General features: G+C 42.4%; 24 protein-coding genes. 6 read left to right on the top strand and 18 right to left on the bottom strand.

Features of this window, described 5'->3' with window-relative positions:
- The first annotated feature begins 229 nt into the window (after positions 1–229).
- Both F890_RS00660 and F890_RS00655 read left to right on the top strand, forming a co-directional pair.
- Positions 230–829: a hypothetical protein gene (locus tag F890_RS00660; protein ID WP_005108413.1), complete on the top strand. Its 600-nt coding sequence runs from the start codon at positions 230–232 to the stop codon at positions 827–829.
- Between the two features lie 141 nt (positions 830–970).
- Entirely contained in the window at positions 971–1,966 is a 996-nt protein-coding gene (locus tag F890_RS00655) for a pirin family protein (RefSeq protein WP_005265469.1), read from the top strand.
- A gap of 41 nt (positions 1,967–2,007) precedes the next feature.
- Here F890_RS00655 and F890_RS00650 read toward each other — a convergent pair whose 3' ends face one another.
- From F890_RS00650 to F890_RS00595, 12 genes are all read right to left on the bottom strand, one after another.
- Positions 2,008–3,384 carry an NAD-dependent succinate-semialdehyde dehydrogenase gene (locus F890_RS00650; RefSeq protein WP_005249621.1) on the bottom strand — a complete coding sequence of 459 codons (1,377 nt, stop codon included), beginning with the start codon at positions 3,382–3,384 and terminating at the stop codon, positions 2,008–2,010.
- A gap of 202 nt (positions 3,385–3,586) precedes the next feature.
- Entirely contained in the window at positions 3,587–4,378 is a 792-nt protein-coding gene (locus tag F890_RS00645; protein WP_005249619.1) for a DUF4145 domain-containing protein, read from the bottom strand.
- A 79-nt stretch (positions 4,379–4,457) separates the two neighbouring features.
- A complete protein-coding gene (locus F890_RS00640) occupies positions 4,458–4,877 on the bottom strand; it encodes a F0F1 ATP synthase subunit epsilon (protein WP_004732608.1) in 420 nt (139 codons plus the stop codon).
- Between the two features lie 27 nt (positions 4,878–4,904).
- Positions 4,905–6,299, bottom strand: coding sequence for a F0F1 ATP synthase subunit beta (atpD, locus tag F890_RS00635; protein ID WP_004644863.1), 1,395 nt, complete (start codon positions 6,297–6,299; stop codon positions 4,905–4,907).
- A 26-nt stretch (positions 6,300–6,325) separates the two neighbouring features.
- Entirely contained in the window at positions 6,326–7,195 is an 870-nt protein-coding gene (atpG, locus tag F890_RS00630) for a F0F1 ATP synthase subunit gamma (RefSeq protein WP_005265462.1), read from the bottom strand.
- Between the two features lie 89 nt (positions 7,196–7,284).
- A complete protein-coding gene (gene atpA / locus F890_RS00625) occupies positions 7,285–8,829 on the bottom strand; it encodes a F0F1 ATP synthase subunit alpha (protein ID WP_004644861.1) in 1,545 nt (514 codons plus the stop codon).
- A gap of 45 nt (positions 8,830–8,874) precedes the next feature.
- Positions 8,875–9,411, bottom strand: a complete 537-nt coding sequence (locus F890_RS00620; RefSeq protein ID WP_004644860.1) for a F0F1 ATP synthase subunit delta — start codon at positions 9,409–9,411, stop codon at positions 8,875–8,877.
- Between the two features lie 12 nt (positions 9,412–9,423).
- Entirely contained in the window at positions 9,424–9,894 is a 471-nt protein-coding gene (locus tag F890_RS00615; RefSeq protein ID WP_004280990.1) for a F0F1 ATP synthase subunit B, read from the bottom strand.
- A gap of 39 nt (positions 9,895–9,933) precedes the next feature.
- Positions 9,934–10,179, bottom strand: a complete 246-nt coding sequence (atpE, locus tag F890_RS00610; protein ID WP_000424060.1) for a F0F1 ATP synthase subunit C — start codon at positions 10,177–10,179, stop codon at positions 9,934–9,936.
- A gap of 85 nt (positions 10,180–10,264) precedes the next feature.
- Complete coding sequence (atpB, locus tag F890_RS00605) at positions 10,265–11,140, bottom strand: F0F1 ATP synthase subunit A (RefSeq protein WP_004644859.1); 876 nt, start codon at positions 11,138–11,140, stop codon at positions 10,265–10,267.
- Between the two features lie 110 nt (positions 11,141–11,250).
- The gene (locus F890_RS00600) at positions 11,251–11,643 is read right to left on the bottom strand and encodes an ATP synthase subunit I (RefSeq protein ID WP_004280982.1); all 393 of its coding nucleotides are present in this window, start codon (positions 11,641–11,643) and stop codon (positions 11,251–11,253) included.
- A gap of 174 nt (positions 11,644–11,817) precedes the next feature.
- The gene (locus tag F890_RS00595) at positions 11,818–12,654 is read right to left on the bottom strand and encodes a metal ABC transporter solute-binding protein, Zn/Mn family (RefSeq protein ID WP_005249613.1); all 837 of its coding nucleotides are present in this window, start codon (positions 12,652–12,654) and stop codon (positions 11,818–11,820) included.
- A gap of 146 nt (positions 12,655–12,800) precedes the next feature.
- Between F890_RS00595 and F890_RS00590 the strand changes: the two genes are divergently transcribed.
- The 3 genes from F890_RS00590 to znuB are packed head-to-tail and all read left to right on the top strand — an operon-like array spanning position 12,801 to position 14,866.
- On the top strand, positions 12,801–13,298 hold the full coding sequence (locus tag F890_RS00590) for a transcriptional repressor (protein WP_004280980.1): 498 nt from the start codon (positions 12,801–12,803) through the stop codon (positions 13,296–13,298).
- Positions 13,271–14,062, top strand: coding sequence for a zinc ABC transporter ATP-binding protein ZnuC (znuC, locus tag F890_RS00585; protein ID WP_162924850.1), 792 nt, complete (start codon positions 13,271–13,273; stop codon positions 14,060–14,062). Before F890_RS00590 ends, znuC begins: the two co-directional genes overlap by 28 nt.
- Positions 14,063–14,065: 3 nt before the next feature.
- Positions 14,066–14,866, top strand: a complete 801-nt coding sequence (gene znuB / locus F890_RS00580) for a zinc ABC transporter permease subunit ZnuB (protein ID WP_004280978.1) — start codon at positions 14,066–14,068, stop codon at positions 14,864–14,866.
- A 74-nt stretch (positions 14,867–14,940) separates the two neighbouring features.
- On the opposite strand, the gene F890_RS00575 is transcribed toward znuB, so the two are convergent.
- On the bottom strand, positions 14,941–15,561 hold the full coding sequence (locus F890_RS00575; protein WP_004280977.1) for a LysE family transporter: 621 nt from the start codon (positions 15,559–15,561) through the stop codon (positions 14,941–14,943).
- Positions 15,562–15,721: 160 nt separating this feature from the next.
- Between F890_RS00575 and F890_RS00570 the strand changes: the two genes are divergently transcribed.
- Positions 15,722–16,642 carry a Dyp-type peroxidase gene (locus tag F890_RS00570; protein WP_005265461.1) on the top strand — a complete coding sequence of 307 codons (921 nt, stop codon included), beginning with the start codon at positions 15,722–15,724 and terminating at the stop codon, positions 16,640–16,642.
- Positions 16,643–16,685: 43 nt separating this feature from the next.
- Here F890_RS00570 and F890_RS00565 read toward each other — a convergent pair whose 3' ends face one another.
- The 5 genes from F890_RS00565 to F890_RS00545 all read right to left on the bottom strand — a co-directional run.
- Complete coding sequence (locus F890_RS00565) at positions 16,686–16,886, bottom strand: lysozyme inhibitor LprI family protein (protein ID WP_017397904.1); 201 nt, start codon at positions 16,884–16,886, stop codon at positions 16,686–16,688.
- On the bottom strand, positions 16,883–17,647 hold the full coding sequence (locus tag F890_RS00560) for an IS5 family transposase (RefSeq protein WP_005265458.1): 765 nt from the start codon (positions 17,645–17,647) through the stop codon (positions 16,883–16,885). Before F890_RS00560 ends, F890_RS00565 begins: the two co-directional genes overlap by 4 nt.
- A 44-nt stretch (positions 17,648–17,691) precedes the next feature.
- On the bottom strand, positions 17,692–17,943 hold the full coding sequence (locus F890_RS00555; RefSeq protein WP_005265457.1) for a lysozyme inhibitor LprI family protein: 252 nt from the start codon (positions 17,941–17,943) through the stop codon (positions 17,692–17,694).
- Positions 17,927–18,529, bottom strand: coding sequence for a pesticin C-terminus-like muramidase (locus tag F890_RS00550; protein ID WP_005265456.1), 603 nt, complete (start codon positions 18,527–18,529; stop codon positions 17,927–17,929). Before F890_RS00550 ends, F890_RS00555 begins: the two co-directional genes overlap by 17 nt.
- A 111-nt stretch (positions 18,530–18,640) precedes the next feature.
- Positions 18,641–19,487 (bottom strand): IS30-like element ISAba125 family transposase (locus tag F890_RS00545; protein ID WP_005265455.1); only part of this gene is annotated, 847 nt, incomplete at its 5' end.

The following is a 19,487-nucleotide window of genomic DNA, read 5'->3' as shown; positions in this document are numbered from 1 at the left end:
ATTCACCTAAAAACATTTTCAAAGTGATTGCAGGCCAAACAAGCCAATTTGGTGAGAGCAAAGTAATTCTTTACCAGCTTTTAATAAACTTTTTCCTGTTTTTAAATAATGAAATATTCGGAACCCAGAAGAATTGTTATGAGTTTGCAACAATCTTTTTTATCTCCATAGTTTGTCCTTATATTAGATACTATTAAAATTCCATCACCTGTATCGAGACCCTGATTCCATGTCCAAGATTCTTGCCAATGCTGTCCTTCCTTTCGCATTATTTAGCTCTGGAATTTTACTGATGGGCTGTGAACAGGCTGTCGAAGCACCGGCTGAACAGGCAGATACCACGACCTCAGATCTGGAACCAGCCTCTCAGCAACAGAGTTCAGCAGCACAAACCGAGCTTAAATCGGGCAATATGTTTTATATGGTTCGTGATGTAGCCGACTTGCAGCTCAAGGCCGGCAGTTATGTAGAACAGTTAAAACAGACCCAGACCGAACTGCAAACGGCGGTCGAAGCCAAAGATACCCAGCAGCTGCAGTCCACTGCGACCCAGCTACAACAGCAACTCAGCAGTTTTAATCAGGTACTGGGCAACCTGAACTTAAAAAGTCAGGAAATTGACCAGATTCGTGACAACATCATGACCGCCAATCAGCAAGTTCTGGCTTCTCCCCTTTTAAACGGTCAGGTGGATTTCAGCCAAGTGAACTTGAAAAAGATTGAATCCCAGATGGTTAATGTGCAATCCGAAATGGTCAAACTGGCCGGCTTGCTGATCCAGAATCCAGATCAGGAATCAGAGAGCAATACTGATCAGGACAATACTTAAAATACCTAAAGATCTCATTTTGAGGCGATTGATCGAAACATGTTTTTCTCAATCGCCTTGCAGGCAATATACTATTATGGACTATAAAAATTATATTTAGATCAAGAATTTTCATCTAATCAGATCATCAGGAGTTCAATCATGTCGAATTCAGTGCTGTATTCTGTGGTTTCAGCCACATCCCGGCTTGATCTGAAAGATCCTTTTATTTTTACCGTTCACCATCAAGATCATTATCCACAAGGCAATGCCGAATTAGGCCCAGTTTCCCCGCCACAGCAGCATGAATATGACATGTATTATGGCGAGAGTATTCCGGGCTTTCCGGAGCATCCGCATACTGGCTTTGAAACCATTACCATTGTCGAGCGCGGGTATGTCGATCATTTTGACTCGCTGGGAAACTCGGGACGTTATGGCGCGGGTGATGTGCAATGGCTGACTACCGGCAATGGGGTACAGCATTGCGAGATGTTTCCTTTAGTCCATCAGGATCAGGACAATCCTCTGGAGCTGTTTCAAATCTGGCTGAATTCCTCACCGGAACAAAAAAAGCAGCCGGCCGATTATAAAATGTTGTGGCGTGAACATATTCCACATGTATTTTCAGCCGATGCGACCGGACGTAAAGCGGAGATCCGGGTCATTTCAGGACAGTTTAAACAGACTCAGGCACTGGATCGGCCACCACATTCATGGGCAGCCATGCCAGAGAATCAGCTCAATATTTATTTAATCACTTTAGGGCCGGAAGCAGAATTAATCATTCCTGCAACCACTGCTACTGCAACGCGTTTTTGTTATTTTTATCAAGGTAGAAGCTTGGAGCTTGAAGGACAGAAGATAGCGCCGAAGCATCTACTGGAACTCAAACCGGATGCAGATATTCAGCTCAAAGGTGGGCTGCTGGAATCACATATTTTATGGCTGGAAGGTGAACCGATCGGTGCACCGGTGGCTATGCATGGGCCTTTTGTTCTGAATAGTGCTCAAGAACTAGATACTGCTTTTCGCCGTTATCGTGAAACCCAGTTTGGTGGCTGGCCTTGGCCAAGTGCTGAACCGTCATTTCCACCAGAACACCCACGTTTTGCCAGTTATGAAGGTGGCAAACGTGAAGAATATCCAGACAAATAAGCCACTGAATAGTGGCTTATTTGATATCGGATCAGCTCATATTATTTTTTCGGGCTTTTGACGACGACCAGTTTCTTCTGCACAAACTCTCTAAAACCATCAATCGACAGTTCATGCCCATAACCGGAATTTTTGATTCCACCAAATGGCAATTCGGGCGTGGTGTCAGTAAACCAGTTGATCCAGATCATGCCAGTTTCTACCCGTGACGCCAGTTTTTTAGCGCGCTCGATATCCTGTGAATGAATCACGCCACCTAAGCCATAATTAGAATCATTGGCAATTTCGACAATTTCATCATCATCCTTCGCCACATAGATTTGTGCCACCGGGCCAAAGAATTCTTCATACCAGGCTTCATTTTCACGCGTGATATTTTCCAGAATAGTTGGTGCATAGAAATTGCCTTGATGTTCTACAGCTTTGCCGCCAGTGACCACAGTCGCGCCTTGTGCTACTGCCTTTTCGACCTGCTCGCTGAGTTTTTCCAGCGCATCTTTTGAAGACAGCGGTCCTAAAGTGGTTTCAGGATCGAGCGGATCACCCAGTTTTAACTGTTCAAAAGCTTTCAGCATGCCGGCCTTGAATTGTTCGGCAATTTTTTCATGCAAGATAAATCGCTTCGCCGCCGTACATACCTGCCCAGCATTATTGACACGCGCCTGACAGCCTAACTTGATCGCGCGTTCCAGATCTGCATCATCGAGTACGATGAATACATCATTACCGCCCAGTTCCAGCGTTGATTTTTTAAGATGTTTTCCGGCCTGTTCAGCGACTGCACTGCCCGCACCTTCTGAACCTGTCAGTGCTACACCCCGCACACGCTTGTCTGCAATTACTTCAGCGACCTGATCACTGCTGATAAACAGATTGGTCCAGACACCTTTGGGTGCGCCTGTATCCAAGACCAGTTGCTCAAAGGCTTCGGCACATTGCGGCACAATGCCGGCATGTTTTGCCAGAACCGGATTACCAATCGCACAGTTCGGCGCAAAGACACGCATCAGTTGATAAAACGGGAAATTCCACGGTTCAACCGCCATGATAATACCCAGTGGATGATGCTCAACCCAGGCTTCTCCCAGTTCCGTTTCATAGGACACCGGTGCTAAAAATTCTTTGGCATGATCCGCATAATATTCTGCAATTTTGGCGCAGGTTTCGATTTCACCTTCACTCTGCTTGATCAGTTTTCCCATATCCAGCGTCATGAGTTTAGCGAGTTCAGATTTTTGCTCTCGCATATTGCTGGCCAATTTGCGCAGTACTTCAATACGGGTATCGACCTGTTGTGACCATTCTGACTTTAGGATTTTTTCTGCGGTATCGAGTGCATTTTGAATATCTTGATCGTTATGGGGTGGGTAGTCTTTCAATTTTTGATTAGTAAATGGATTAATAGATTGATAAGCCATGATTTTCCCTTTTTCAATTATAAGTTTCGCCTGTTCAAAACTTCTATCGTATTAAGCTATAACAAACGAGTATCTGTTCGAATTATTTAACTTATCATTGATTTTTTTATAGCGTGTGTCTGCTTACAGATTGGTTCAAAACATTACTGAGAAAGGGTAAAAGTTATATCGAGCGGTACAGAATGCAATAAATGCAGAGATTTTATAACCTCTTCTTAGGTCTTCTCTTTTGAGTAGTTTCTCTTACTACTGGAATGGGATGTCTAGGTGATGGTTTTAATCCTACACTTTTAATTTTTCTTATCTCTTCTTGATCTAAATTGTAGTAAACAAAAAGTTGTTGAATTAAATTTTCTAAAACTTTTAAGTGCAAAACTAGCTCTTTTCGAGTTTTGGAGTCTGCCCTATGTGCAGCATCATTCCCTAAATAACGAATATCATCAAGTAAGCCTCTTTGCTTAGTTGAGATAAAACCCTCATGTTCAAACTTATTTAAAATTTCCCCCAAATCATCTGAATGACCAAAATATTTCACAATCTGCTCTAATAATGTTCTCAAGCCTAATCCAGTTAGCAAAGGCATTTTATTATTTAACGCCACTATGACCTCTTCATAAGTAGAATAAATCTCTTCAGGTAAGATTTTCTCAAACTCTTTAGAAAAAGCAGTTTCTTCGTCTCTAAGAGGAAAAGTTTTATATAAATAATTTACTTGGTAGATCATATCTTCACTTTGATCATACCCTACAGGATCAACGTCATAAGAGTCATGGGACTTTGTTTGATATGAAATAGACTCACAATTTAAACATCTCAAAATTCTATAATTATAATAAAAAGATATATTTGGATCAGAACAATCATTGTGTGATATATCTACCAATACCTCATGCTTAATTTTTGTTTTACATTCAATACATAATATTTTTTCATAAACAATTTTTGAATCTTGCTTAACACCCTCAAAAATTGGATTCAAAGAAACTATTTTCATTATTCTAGAAATACTATTTAAAAATTAGTATATAAAAAAACCACCCTTTCGGGTGGTTTTTTCAATCTCAAACCGTCTCTTATTGAGCGCGGTTTTTGATTTTGCGGATCGTTTCCAGCTGAGCAGCAGTTTCTGCAAGAGCAGCCAAAGCAGCAGCAGCGTCCAAATCGCTCTTTTGATTCGCAAGCAATGCTTCAGCGTGTTTACGCGCTTCAACAATAGCTGCTTCATCTAAGTTTTCTGCACGGACTGCAGTATCTGCAAGAACCGTAACAACATGCGGTTGAACTTCTAGAACACCACCAGATACATAGATCAACTCTTCTGTACCGTTTTCCAAAATAACGCGGATCGCGCCAGGTTGGAGCAAAGTTACCAACGGAGCATGGCCAGGCATAATACCCAACTCACCGCCAGCACCTTTTGCAATTAGCATAGTTATAGTGCCTGAGTACAAAGACTCCTGAACACTTACAACATCACATTGCATAGTCGCCATGAGAATCTCCTAAATTAGAGTAGCTAATTAAAGTTTCTCGGCTTTAGCAATAACTTCGTCAATACCACCAACCATGTAGAACGCTTGTTCTGGGATGTGATCGTATTCACCAGCTAGAAGACCTTTAAAGCCACGAATCGTTTCTTTAAGAGATACTAATTTACCAGGAGCACCAGTAAATACTTCAGCTACGTGGAACGGTTGAGAGAAGAAACGCTGGATTTTACGCGCACGGTAAACAACCAGTTTATCTTCTTCAGCAAGCTCGTCCATACCAAGAATCGCGATGATGTCTTTAAGCTCTTTATAACGTTGCAATACGTTCTGTACAGAACGTGCAATTTCATAATGCTCTTGACCAACAACTAACGGATCTAACTGGCGTGAAGTTGAGTCTAGTGGATCGATCGCTGGGTAAATACCAGAAGATGCGATGTCACGGCTCAATACAACAGTTGCGTCTAAGTGAGCAAACGTTGTAGCAGGCGATGGATCTGTTAAGTCATCGGCAGGTACGTATACCGCTTGGATTGACGTAATAGAACCAGACTTAGTCGATGTAATACGTTCTTGAAGAACACCCATCTCTTCTGCAAGTGTAGGCTGGTAACCTACTGCAGATGGCATACGACCTAGAAGTGCTGATACTTCAGTACCCGCTAGTGTATAACGATAGATGTTATCTACGAACAATAGTACGTCACGGCCTTTACCGTTTTCGTCTTTCTCGTCACGGAAATATTCAGCCATAGTAAGACCAGTCAACGCTACGCGTAAACGGTTACCCGGTGGCTCGTTCATCTGACCGTAGACCATTGCTACTTTGTCTAGAACGTTAGAATCTTTCATTTCGTGATAGAAGTCGTTACCTTCACGAGTACGCTCACCAACACCAGCAAACACAGATAAACCTGAGTGAGCTTTCGCGATGTTGTTGATCAACTCCATCATGTTTACAGTTTTACCAACACCGGCACCACCGAACAGACCAACTTTACCACCTTTCGCGAACGGGCAAAGTAAGTCGATGACTTTAATACCAGTTTCTAAAAGGTCAGTAGAAGCCGCTTGTTCTGCATAAGAAGGCGCTTGACGGTGAATTGGTAAACGCGCTTCAGTCGCAACAGGACCAGCTTCGTCGATCGGGCGACCAAGAACGTCCATGATACGACCTAGAGTCGCTGTACCTACTGGTACAGAAATCGGCGCGTTAGTGTTAGTTACGTTCAAACCACGCTTAAGGCCTTCAGTAGAACCCATTGCAATAGTACGAACTACGCCATCACCAAGCTGTTGCTGAACTTCTAAAGTAGTTTCAGTACCATCTACTTGGAGAGCGTCATAGATCTTAGGAACGCTGTTGCGTTCAAACTCGACGTCGATAACCGCGCCGATGATCTGAATGATACGACCGCTATTCATTGCTGTCTCCTCAATTCAAAATAATGTTAAACGGCAGCGGCACCACCAACGATCTCAGAAATTTCCTGAGTAATCGCGGCTTGACGCAGCTTGTTATAAATAAGTTGCAGGCTCTTAATGATCTCGCCTGCGTTGTCTGTCGCTGCTTTCATAGCGACCATACGTGCAGACTGCTCACATGCGATGTTTTCAATCACACCTTGATACACCACAGACTCGATATAGCGAACCAACAAGCCATTTAAAAGCTCTTCAGCTTCAGGCTCGTAGATGTAATCCCAACCGTATTGACGGTTAAGAGTCTTGTCTTCTTCAGCAGCAGCCAAAGGAACAAGTTGTTCGATTTTTTGATTTTGAGTCATGGCATTGACAAAGCCGTTTGACACTAGATAAATACGATCTAACTCGCCTTTATCATAAGCGTCCAACATCACCTGTACAGAACCAGATAACTGCTCAAGACTTGGGGCATCGCCGACTTGCGTCGTCGCACCAAGCACTTTACCGCCGTAGTTTTTAAAAAACGAAACCGCTTTTTGACCAATTAAAGCAAATTGAACTTCAATTGACTGCTCTTGTTGCTGTTGAACGTGTTTAACCACTTTCTTGAACAGGTTAATGTTCAAACCACCAGCAAGGCCACGATCTGAAGACACAATAATATAGCCAACGCGCTTAACTGGGCGTTCAACCATATAACGGTGTTTGTATTCAGGATTCGCTTGGACCAAATGAGCAATTACACGGTGCATATTTTCGGCATACGGACGGCCTTGAGCCATGCGCTCTTGCGCACGACGCATCTTAGAAGCTGCTACCATTTGCATCGCTCGAGTAATCTTCTGCGTGCTCTTGATACTAGCTACTTTGGCGCGAATTTCTTTTAAATTTGCCATACGCTTAACCTAGTATTCGAAAGCCCTTGCGAGCTTCCGAAGGTTGATTCCGTGAACCAAACCGACACTAAATTCAACAAAGGTTGAAATTAGTAAGTTTGAGTCGCTTTAAAGCTTTCAATACCTGCTTTGATTGCAGCTTCGATGTCTTTGTTGTAATCACCAGAGGCATCGATTTGTTGCATTAACGCAGCATGTTCTGAACGGAAGTAAGAAATCAACGCAGCATCAAAGTCTACGATTTTCTTAACGTCTACGTCAGCCATGTAGCCTTCGTTAGATGCATAAATTGAAACAGCTTGGTCAGCAATTGAGTATGGAGCATATTGTTTTTGCTTCATTAACTCAGTTACACGTTGACCATGTTCAAGTTGCTTACGAGTTGCTTCGTCAAGATCAGAAGCGAACTGAGCAAATGCTGCCAATTCACGGTATTGCGCCAAAGCAGTACGGATACCACCAGACAATTTCTTGATGATCTTAGTTTGCGCTGAACCACCAACACGAGATACAGAGATACCCGCGTTCACAGCAGGACGAATACCTGCGTTGAATAATGATGTTTCAAGGAAGATCTGACCATCAGTAATCGAAATTACGTTGGTTGGTACGAATGCAGATACGTCACCCGCTTGAGTTTCAATAATCGGCAATGCAGTTAATGAACCAGTTTGGCCTTTAACTTCACCGTTAGTGAATTTCTCAACGTAGTCAGCAGATACACGAGAAGCACGTTCAAGTAGACGCGAGTGTAGATAGAACACGTCACCTGGATACGCTTCACGACCTGGTGGACGGCGTAAAAGCAATGAAATTTGACGGTAAGCAACAGCTTGCTTAGACAAGTCATCATAAATGATTAACGCATCTTCACCGCGGTCACGGAAGTATTCGCCCATTGTACAGCCAGAGTACGGAGCTAGATACAGCATTGCTGCTGGATCAGCTGCAGCTGCTGCTACAACAGTTGTATACGCCATAGCGCCAGTTTCTTCTAGCTTGCGTACCACGTTAGCGATAGTCGATTGTTTTTGACCGATTGCTACGTATACACATTTAATGCCAGAGTTTTTCTGAGCGATGATCGCGTCGATCGCCATTGCTGTTTTACCAGTTTGACGGTCACCAATGATCAACTCACGTTGACCACGGCCTACAGGGATCATTGTATCTACTGATTTATAACCAGTTTGTACAGGTTGATCCACTGATTGACGCCAAATTACGCCTGGTGCTACTTTTTCAACAGCATCAGTTAATTTTGCATCAATAGGGCCTTTACCATCAATCGGGTTACCTAAAGCATCTACTACACGGCCTAAAAGTTCTGGACCAACCGGAACTTCTAATACACGACCTGTGCAACGCGCTTTTTGACCTTCTTGAAGGCTTAAGTAGTTACCTAAAACAACGACGCCCACTGAATCCTGTTCTAGGTTCAGTGCCATACCGTAAAGGCCGCCGTCGAATTCGATCATTTCACCGTACATAGCGTCAGCTAAGCCGTGAATACGCACAATACCGTCAGAAACCATAACAATGGTTCCTTCGTTCTTAGCGGTTGCGCTGGTGTCCAGATCGCCGATACGCTGTTTAATGAGCGCACTGATCTCGGATGGATTCAGTTGTTGCATTGCGCTATACCTCAATCTTTTTAAAGTTCAGTCTTCTAAATGCAATTAAGCAAGAAGACGAGTACGCATTTTTTCAAGCTTGTTAAGCGCAGAATCATCTATCACTTGGTCGCCTGCACGAATAACTACACCAGCAATCAGCGCTGGGTTAACTTCTACAGAAACATTTACCGCCGCTTCGAATTTTTTCTCTAATGCGTGAGTAAGAAGTTGTTCCTGTACAGAAGTCAATGGGAATGCTGATTCAATCACAACATCCACAGTATTGTTATTCTGTGATTTAAGCTGCTCATATTCTGCTGCAATCTCAGGAAGAAGAACCAAACGGTTATTCTCTGCAAGCAATGTCAGGAAGTTAGACACTGCTGCAGTTTGGTCTTCACCTAAAACTTTCGCAAAAAGAGCCACCTGCTCAGCAGGTGTAAGCTCAGGGCGATTTAGATAAGCTGAAAATGCTTCGTCTTGCACCGCAGCACTGAGCAATTCAAGTGCTGTTGACCAAGAGTCAGTTGCACTTTGCTCAGAAGCGTAAGCAAATGCTGCTTTAGCGTATGGGCGTGCCAACGTCAAGAGTTCAGCCATAATCCGCCTCTCTTAAAGTTTAGCAGCCAGCTGAGTCAGCATGGCATTGTGAGCTTCTGCATCAACTTGCTGGCTAAGAATTTTCTCAGCACCAGTTACTGCAAGAGCAGCCACTTGTTGACGCAATTCTTCGCGAGCAGCATTGATTTCAGTATCAACAGCTTCTTTAGCCTGTTGACGAATACGCTCACCTTCAGCCGCAGCTTGGGTACGCGCTTCTTCGATCAATTGTGCACCACGACGGTTCGCTTGTTCGATCAATTGAGCCGCTTGTGCTTTTGCCGCGTCTAACTCAGCTTTCACTTGTGCTTGCGCATCTGCAAGGTCAGCCTTCGCTTTTTCAGCAGCATTTAAGCCATCAGCGATTTTACGCTGACGTTCACTAATCGCATTGATTAGTGGTGGCCATACAAACTTCATGCAGAATGCGACAAAAATCGCAAACGCAATCGCTTGGCCAAACAATGTGAGGTTGATATTCATTGCAAATTCCTCAAATAGTGAATTTCGGAATTAAGCTGATTAACCTACAAATGGATTAGCGAAGATGAAGAACAAGCCAATACCAACACCGATCATAGGCACAGCATCAAGAAGACCCGCGATTAAGAACATACGAGTTTGAAGTTGTGGAGCCAATTCTGGTTGACGAGCTACAGCTTCAAGGAAACGGCCGCCTAGAAGACCAAAACCAATCGCAGTACCTAAAGCACCGAAAGCGATCAAGATAGCAGATGCAATTGCAACTAGACCTAAAGTGAGTTCCATGATAATTCCTCAGAGGTTAGGTTTTATACCAAATTAAGTTAAAAAATTGTGTGCCCAACCATCCGTTGACAGTTAGGCAATACCATTAATGCTTTTCGCTTGCCATACTCATGTACACGATAGTCAACATCATGAAAATGAATGCTTGTAGCGTAATAATCAAAATGTGGAAAATCGCCCAAGGCACAGACAACGCCCACTGGATCCAGAACGGTAATAACGCGATAAGAATGAAGATTAACTCACCCGCATACATGTTACCGAACAGTCGTAGAGCCAATGAAACTGGTCGCGCCAAGAAAGTAGTCAATTCCAACAATAAGTTGAATGGAATTAAAAGCACTTTAGCAACTGGATTACTTGGGTTAAATGGGTTCAGTGCTAACTCACCAACGAAGCCGCCAACACCTTTCTCACGAATACTATAGAAAATAATTAAGAAGAATACAGAAATAGACATACCGAGGGTAATGTTTGGATCTGTAGTCGGAACAATTTTAAAGTAAACCTGATGAGGGTCTACACCCAGCATAGAAGCAATCGCGTGTTGAGCTACATAAGGAATAAAGTCAACAGGGATCAAATCCATCAAGTTCATGAGGAAAATCCACACGAAAATGGTTAATGCTAAGGGTGCAATTAATCGAGACTTCCCGTGGAAGGTATCACGTACACTTGAATCTACAAACTCGATAATCATTTCAATTGCAGACTGGAACTTGGTAGGAACACCAGCATTAGCCGCTTTCGCAACCAACCAGAACAACAAACAGAAAATCAGACCCAGTCCGATAGACCAACCCATTGAATCCAAGTGAATAGCAGTGAACCCCATCTGTTGAGCTTCAGCACCGCTCTCGGCCAATTTCCACGTACCGTCCGGCATTTTGCCATAGGTCATGTTGGTCAAGTGATGCTTGATATACTCGGTCGAAGTAAGGGCATGTTCTTCAGCAGCCATAAATCACACCTGGTCAATGTCAAAAAACTAATAGAACAAACGAATATCGCGTGCTGCTTGATATCTCGCCTGCTCCTGAAAAACTTTTCAATTTCTTGTTGTGCTTATACTCATTTTTGTAGACGTGACGCCCAAAACGGAGCGACCCACGACATGGCTTGAACAAGTATAAAACCACAAAACAACGCCACCGCTGACAACGGTTTAACATTGCTTAAAATTAAAATGAAACCAACAATCACAATGGCAAACTTTCCCATCAAGCCTTTATACATGTTCGAAAGAACTTGTTTAGACGCGCGGGCTCCTGCTGCTCGAAACGATTGCCACGAAAAATAACAAGTCGCGAGCCAACATACCAGTGCACCTAATGCTGCACTCAAGGCTGCGGTTGAGTCTTTCACGACCCAGCCGATCAAGGCTGAAACAGGGATCATACAGGCTTGCAGGAGGACCAAAGCTTTCGCTAATCGTCGGTCAATCAAGCGACTAGTTCGGCTCATTATTTATTCACTCACAGCAATCATGCTTGACAAGTTTAACAGGTGATTATTTTTAATCGCAGGCATTATAGAGTTACACCCCTGAACATGCAATCTTTTCCCGACCTTAGTCGTGTTTTTTTAAATCGGGTCACTGCTGTTAAACTAATCAAAATCTGTCTATTTTTTAAATCATTAGCGTGCATTTAGTACACATTTCTGGGTTTCGGCGGCCAATTGCTGCCAAGCCTGCACAAAGTCCCCTGCCCCGCTCATGCTTTCATCGACATGCTGGAACAGTACCGGATTGAGTTTGCGGTACTGGTTCTCACTGGCATGACCTTCGGCCAGCAGACACATTTTGCGCTGTGGACGATGATCCTGTAAAAACTTGATTTGCGCCACGGTTGGTGAAACATGTGGATCATCGGTCAATGCCCCCATGAATTTTAAATTGAGTGGGCGCTCCAGATACTGATAGGCATCATGATAAGACCAATAAGGTTTGGCTTTGTTACTTGAACTATAACGCTGAGCCGTAGCAAACATGTTTTGTGCAAAGTCACGGGCATTTTTCCAGTAGCGTTCACGATGCTCCGGCAATTGCTGCGAACGTAGCGCCGCAATAAAGAAACCAATCCGCACTGCATTATTCGGATCGAGCCAGACATGCGTGTCTACCGTATTTTTTAAGGCCTCGCCACGCGGATTACGCATCGGCAAGGTGGTCAATATCCCCGAGTCTAACAGTGCAATGCCTTTATTACTTTCATTCAGCACTTTGGCCAAGGGTGCTTCATGCGCCTGACCCAGCCAGATCACCAGACCTGCATTCTGAATAGTTTTTCGATGCGCCGGAGTCAGACTCACATCATGTCCACTTTGGTTGGCCAGCAATAAAGTCGGCTGTTCCACACCTTGGGTAATTTTCTTGGCAATCAGATGGATCGGCTGCGTAGACACCACCAGACTTTGTGACCAACTGAGTGTACTGAACAATGCGAGCAGACTGATTGCAAGAAGACGGAACATGAGTAGAAATCACTTAAAAACGATAAAATCAGGAAGTGTTATAATATAACAAAAATACAAAAATACCTATGCCCAATCGAAACTCAGAACGCTTCATGTTAAGATTTGAAATCTATTAATTTTCAGTTTCGCACTTGAGGTGAACTATGGGTTCCTGTTCGCATGAACACCACAACGCATTGCACGGCGTGCACGACCATCCCAATGTCGCACAACGTCTTGCTGAAGCGGAAAGTCTTTGTGCAGCAAGCGGCGCACGCCTTACGCCTTTACGTAAAGAAGTGCTGGAACTCATTCTGAATGCGCATGGCCCGATGGGCGCCTATGATCTGCTGGCACAAATGAAAAATGCCAGCGATCGTCCTGCAGCCCCACCAACGGTGTATCGCACTCTGGATTTTTTATTAAGCAAAGGGCTGATTCATCGCCTGACCTCGATCAATGCCTATATTCCCTGTTGCCATCCGCGTGAAGGTCATCAGGCCGCTTTTTTAATCTGCACCGAATGTAAAGCCGTGAAAGAAGCGTCGGCTCAGGGCTTGCTCGATCAACTCGATGCACTGGCCAGCTCGGACGACTTCACGGCACATCACAGCATTATCGAAATTTCAGGAATTTGTCAGCAGTGCCGCAACAAAGCTTAAGTGCCTCTCCCCTGATTCAGCTCTCCAAGATCTGGGTCAAGATCGATGAGCGCGATATCTTAAAAGCCATTGATTTCTCGTTACAAGAGAAAGAAATTGTCACACTGATCGGTCCCAATGGCGCTGGTAAATCGACCTTAATTAAAGTCATGCTGGGCATTTTGAAACCGCAATCAGGTGAGATCAAAACTGCGCGCAAACTCAAATTCTCTTATGTGCCACAGAAATTCAATCCCTCACATAGCTTGCCGCTCCGGGTGAAAGATTTATTGACGCTAGAAAAATGCCCATCCCAGATTAAAACCGAAATTATCCGCGATACCGGCATTAGCAAACTGCAAGATTCTAAAGTTCAGCAGTTGTCTGGCGGCGAACGTCAGCGGGTGCTATTGGCCCGCGCCTTATTACGCCAGCCGGACATTTTAGTCCTCGATGAACCGATGCAAGGTCTGGACATCCAGTCCGAAGCTGAACTGTATGAATATGTGCGTAACTTGCCGGAAAAATATGGCTGTGCCGTACTGATGGTTTCACATGACCTGCAATGGGTGATGCAAGGTACGACTCGAGTCGTGTGCTTGAACAAGCATATCTGCTGTAGTGGGCTGCCGGAAAGCGTGCAGCAACATCCCGAATATCAGGCAATTTTTGGCACCAATCGAGTGTTCTATCACCATCATCATGATCATTGCGCGCATGGCGATTCTGCCACTCCCTGTCAGCATGATTCACGCCCTCATATTCACCCCGAGCCGGAAGCTTAAACCATGATGGATTGGTTACAACTCCTTTTACCTGCATGGATCATGGGAACGCTGTTGGTATTTCTGACTGCTCCGCTGGGCTGTCTCATGCTCTGGCGGCGTATGTCATTCTTTGCCGATACCATGGCACACGGTACTTTACTCGGTGTTGCCATTGCTGGAGCTTTAAGTTTACCGCTCTGGATGGGAGTCACTTTTATTGCCTTATTATTGGTAGGTATTTTGTGGGTGCTGCATGATCCGCGCCTACCCAATGATGCTTTGCTGGCCTTATGTTCAGCAACACTGCTTTGCTCGGGATTATTGTTCATTCAGCATTTACCGAGTTTAAGACCGGAACTTCTCAGCTATCTATTTGGTGATCTACTAACGATTTCTTGGACGGACTTACCCACCTTTGCCATTGTGATTATTCTGGCCTTAGCCGTCCTCTATAAAAGCTGGCAAGCGCAGATTCAAATCGCGATTGATCCGGACATGGCGGTCAGTGAAGGTGTAAATGCCAAATGGCAACGCCTGATCTTTATGTTGTTATTGGCATTGTTTACCGTGCTTGCCCTGAAAGCAGTCGGTTCACTCTTGATGGGGGCATTACTGGTGATCCCTGCCCTGACCGCACGACTCCTTGCACACTCACCCAAACAAATGGTGATCTGGGCATTCGTGATTGCGCAAATTGGGGTGACCGTGGGCCTATGGTCGAGTGCCGGTCTCAATACTTCGACTGGTTTAACCATTGTACTGACCATGGCGGTGCTATTTGCACTGATCTTCTGTGTGCAGAAGTTTAAAAAGCTGAATTAATCTTTCTGTTAAATCATTATGATTTTCTAATGATCTATTCCGCCTCTCTCCTTTAAGGAGAGAGCAAAGACTCTTTATTGATGCACCAAACTCAATAAAAATGCAGCGCCGGCAAATAACCCCGCAAAAGTCCGGTTCATGACTTTTTGTTGTTTCGGCGATCTAAGCAGCCTTAAAACTTTAGCAGCCAATCCGGTATAACCCGCCATCACAATCAGATCAATCGTCACCATTGTCGCAGCCATAATCAAATACTGAATCCATTGTGGCTTAGACAAATCCAGAAATTGCGGCAAGACGGCCAGTAAAAATACGATGGCTTTAGGATTAGTGATATTAACCAAGAAACCATGCAGTACCAGTTTCCCTCTCGATTTTCGCGCCAATTCATGTTTAATTTCGATAGATTGTACAGGTGCTTTCCATTGCAAAATAGCCAAATACAATAAATAGCCGACACCAAACCATTTCACCACTAAAAATGCCCATGGGGTTGTCGCAAACAAAACTCCCACGCCTGCCGCAACCACTGCAATCTGTACCAATAATGCCAGTTGCAGGCCCAGCGCATTCCAGTAACCATGCCGAAAACCATAATTCAGTCCACTCGACATGGAAGCAATCGCTCCTGCGCCCGGAGACACACTAATCACCCAACAGGCCAGCATATAGGCAAACCACATTTGATAGGACATAAACATTTCACTCAGCAAAACCCATCCAATATTATATGAATTTTCCAATAAAATCAGGCTAAAAACCTGCTTGAATATAAGGCACTGCACTATTCACTCTGTCTGGCTTCAGGCACAATATGTGCATTAAAAACAGGATCTATCCTTACAGGAGCCATGAATGACAGCCCAATCGGTAATCTTGCCACTTCCTTCAGATCATGCCCGTTTTATTGTTTTACGTCTTAAAGATTTGAGTATTGAACAATTAAAAGAACAACTCGAACATCTTTTTACTTCGCGTGATCGTCTTATTACGCAACATCCTCAAGCACAAATTAAAACGGCAGTGGCTTTTGGTCCTGAACTGTGGGCAAAACTTTATGATCAAGCTCCTGCAGGCTTTAAACAGCTTGAGCCCATTCATGGTTCATTTGAAATGCCAGTGGTTCCGGCAGATATGATCATTCATATTGCCAGTGCCCGTGCTGATATCTGTTTTGCGCTCAGTCAGGCTTTTTTTGAAGGCATTCAGGATCAGGTTCAGGTGCTGGATGAGCGGGTTTGCTTCCGCTATTTTGATGGTCGTGACATAACTGGCTTTATTGATGGAACTGAAAATCCGCAATTCCCGGATGATCGTGCTGAAGTCGCATTATTAGGTGAAGATTCAGGTATTTTCCAAGATGGTTCATTTATTTTTACCCAACGTTACGCGCATAACCTGGAAAAATGGAAAAAGCTAAAAGTTGATACTCAGGAACAGGTTATGGGTCGTACCAAGCTTGAATCGATTGAGCTGGATGATGAAGTCAAACCTGAAAATGCGCATGTGGCACGTACTGTAGTGGAAGATGAAGAAGGTGAAGAAATGGAGATCCTGCGTCATTCTCTACCTTATGGTGACGGACGTGGTGACCAGGGGCTATTCTTTATTGCATATACCAAAGATCTAAAAATTATTGATGCTATGTTAGAACGTATGTTTGGTACGTCTGGTGATGGGATTCATGACCGCCTGCTGCACTTCGTAACTCCGCTGGATGGCGCATATTACTTTGCACCGAGTGAGGAGTTGCTGGAAGAAGTTTTGGAAGGGTAAAAGAAAAAAGCAGCTAAAAAATAGCTGCTTTTCTATTTTTAAATTATTTATAATTTTTTATAAATCTAACTCTTTGATAATTTTCTTGAGCATAACAATCTATTAAATAAATCGGTGCTTCACGCCCTTCCTCTGCAGCTGCATATTCAGAGTTACATTTATTTTTTCTATTCTTTAACCACAATCTTTGACTCGCTAGTAATTTTTCTTTTTTAATTCCTTTTAGGGTCTGTTGACATTTCAAGTATAGAATTTACCCGATAAAGGTAGCCAAATAAATATACAAGCTAATGCAACTGCCCCCTCATAGCTACACTTTAGCTTATCATATCGTGTTGCTATTCCTCTGAACTGCTTTAACCTACAAAATGCATTCTCAACTAAGTGTCTGATTTTATATAAATACCAATCCATATGATCATTATTTGACTGAGTATTTGATTTTCTTGGAATATTCGCTTTAGTTTTTTTCACAGATATTTGTTCTCTTAATGATTCAGAGTCATATCCTTTGTCTGCACAACATACTTCCGTTTCACTCAAATCAAGTTTTTCAATCATTTTGGGAGCAATCTTGACATCATGTATCGTTCCATCGGAGATAATAATTTCGATTGGATTGCCATCCGCATCAACAGCTAAGTGTATTTTAGAACTATTTCCACCAATGCTTTTAGAAATATCCTGATCTTTTATTCCAGCAGAATGTTGGTGTGCCCGAACATGACTACCATCAATAAAAACCCATTCCATATCAGCACTTGAAGAAATTAATTTAAATATTTTCATTAACTTATCATTTTTACACCAACGATTATATTTTTTAAAGATTGAGTTATACGAACCAAATTCTTTAGGCAAATCACGCCATGGGCAGCCTGTTCTTATTCTATAAAGTATTGCTTCGACAAAATTTCTCAAATTAGATTTGAAATAGATATCAAAATTTCGGAAAATAGAAAGTAACTTAGACCAGTGTTGATCATTCAGCATTGTACGAGGCATAGCGAGAAGTAAATTTAGTTTGGCGATTAAATTTTACTTTCTCGCTATTTTTTTGAACAGTAAATGTCAACAGACCCTAATATTTTCATTCTTTTTCTATATTCTATATTTAATTTTTTATCTGACTCTAAATAACTTCTTGAAACACAATACATTAAATCCTCTTGCATAGGACTTCTTTCTTTACACTGTATTTTCAAAGCATCCTGATATAAAAAGTCTTCAGGAGACACTGCATAAGAGTTTAAAGAAATAAATAAAATATTCAGAATAAAAAGTTTACTTATAGCATTCACATTTTAATCCTTTTTCAAAAATTTTTGCTTCATCTTCCCGTCTAGCCTGTAATCCTCTATTAGCTTTTGTAGTCCATAGTCGTTTCATACTTCTTAAGAATAAAGGAACCTTTTTTCCATTCTTTTTAAGATTATCTTGAATTTCTTTCATTTCTTTACGACGATCTCCTTTCAAACCTATATATCTGTTATATACAAGCGATAAAATAGCTCCTTGGCAATGAGGATGATATTTTAAAATATCTGGATAAACTTTTAATGTATCCTCCGCATACCTTTTTTTTACTATCATCACCATCTGATAAGCTTTATCTTTATTTATAATAATATCAGAAAGGCTGTTTACTAATGCTTGTGCTGCCAAACCTCTTTTTCCTTGAGCTTTTAATAAACGTTGAATTTGACTCGAAGTATAATAAAAAATTAAATCCTTTTTAATTTGTTCAAGACTTTGATGTCCTAAATCGTAACCATATCCTAATGTTACACCACTTTTACCATCTTTTCCCTTACTAGGTACATAAGGTTTAGATTCGTATTTCTCCCATTTTAAAATTGAATCAAGAGATTCTTTTGAAATAACCATTGTTCCTAAAGAAGTTTCAAAAGTATATGTTTCTACGATACATTCTGCTGTACAGAGTTTCTCTATATTCTTATCTAGGGTCGGCTTATTCTGTTCGGTACCACGGCGAATTCAAACATGAGGTGCGACAGTTTCAAAAGCCTTATGATAATCAACAAGCTGAGCAAACTTCTCTAATGGTGTAAGCCAATCTAACGCTTTTCTAGGACGAGTATTCAGTGACATGGCAACTTGATTTAAATAATGCTGATCTGCCTGATTTAAATCAATCCCTTTAGGTAAATATTGCCTAATTAAACCATTCATATTTTCGCATGTGCCTTTTTGCCAGGGTGAATGTGGGTCACAGAAATATACATCTATGCCTAAATCTTCTTCAAGTATTTTATGTTCTGCCATCTCGCGTCCACGGTCATAGGTCAACGTTTTACGCAGTTCTGCAGGTAAATATTTCAGAGCTTCAGTTAAAGCCTTGCGCACTGATTCTGCCTTTGCATCAGGTAATGTTGCCAAGATACAGAGCCGTGTATTTCGTTCAATAAGTGTTGCTATCGAACTTTTATTGTCTTTACCTTTAATTAAATCAGCTTCCCAATGACCCGGTATTTTTCTTTCTTGAACTTCGGCTGGGCGCTCATGAATAGTTTTAATATCCTGTAATATAGAATCTTTTTTAGGTTCACCGTTAGCTTTTCGCTTTTTATTTTCATGACGCAGACAGGATAATAAGTCTTTTTTCAACTCACCCTTTGGTAATGCTCGTATCGTTGAATAAATCGTTGTATGGCTTACATTCATTGTTTGATCCAAATCAGGAAATGTCTTTAAACGCTTTGCTATTTGCTGAGGAGACCATAAACAACGGATCGCTTCAACAATAAATTTCCAGAGGATTGAATCGATTTTGAGTTTTCTGTGACCACGTCTACGTCTAGCGAAGGTGTTATCAGAAGCATAT

It is taken from the genome of Acinetobacter sp. CIP 64.7, assembly GCF_000369745.1.
Classification (GTDB): domain Bacteria; phylum Pseudomonadota; class Gammaproteobacteria; order Pseudomonadales; family Moraxellaceae; genus Acinetobacter; species Acinetobacter fasciculus.
Note: the sequence above shows the minus strand (reverse complement) of the source record. Positions and strands in the feature narration are given on the sequence as shown.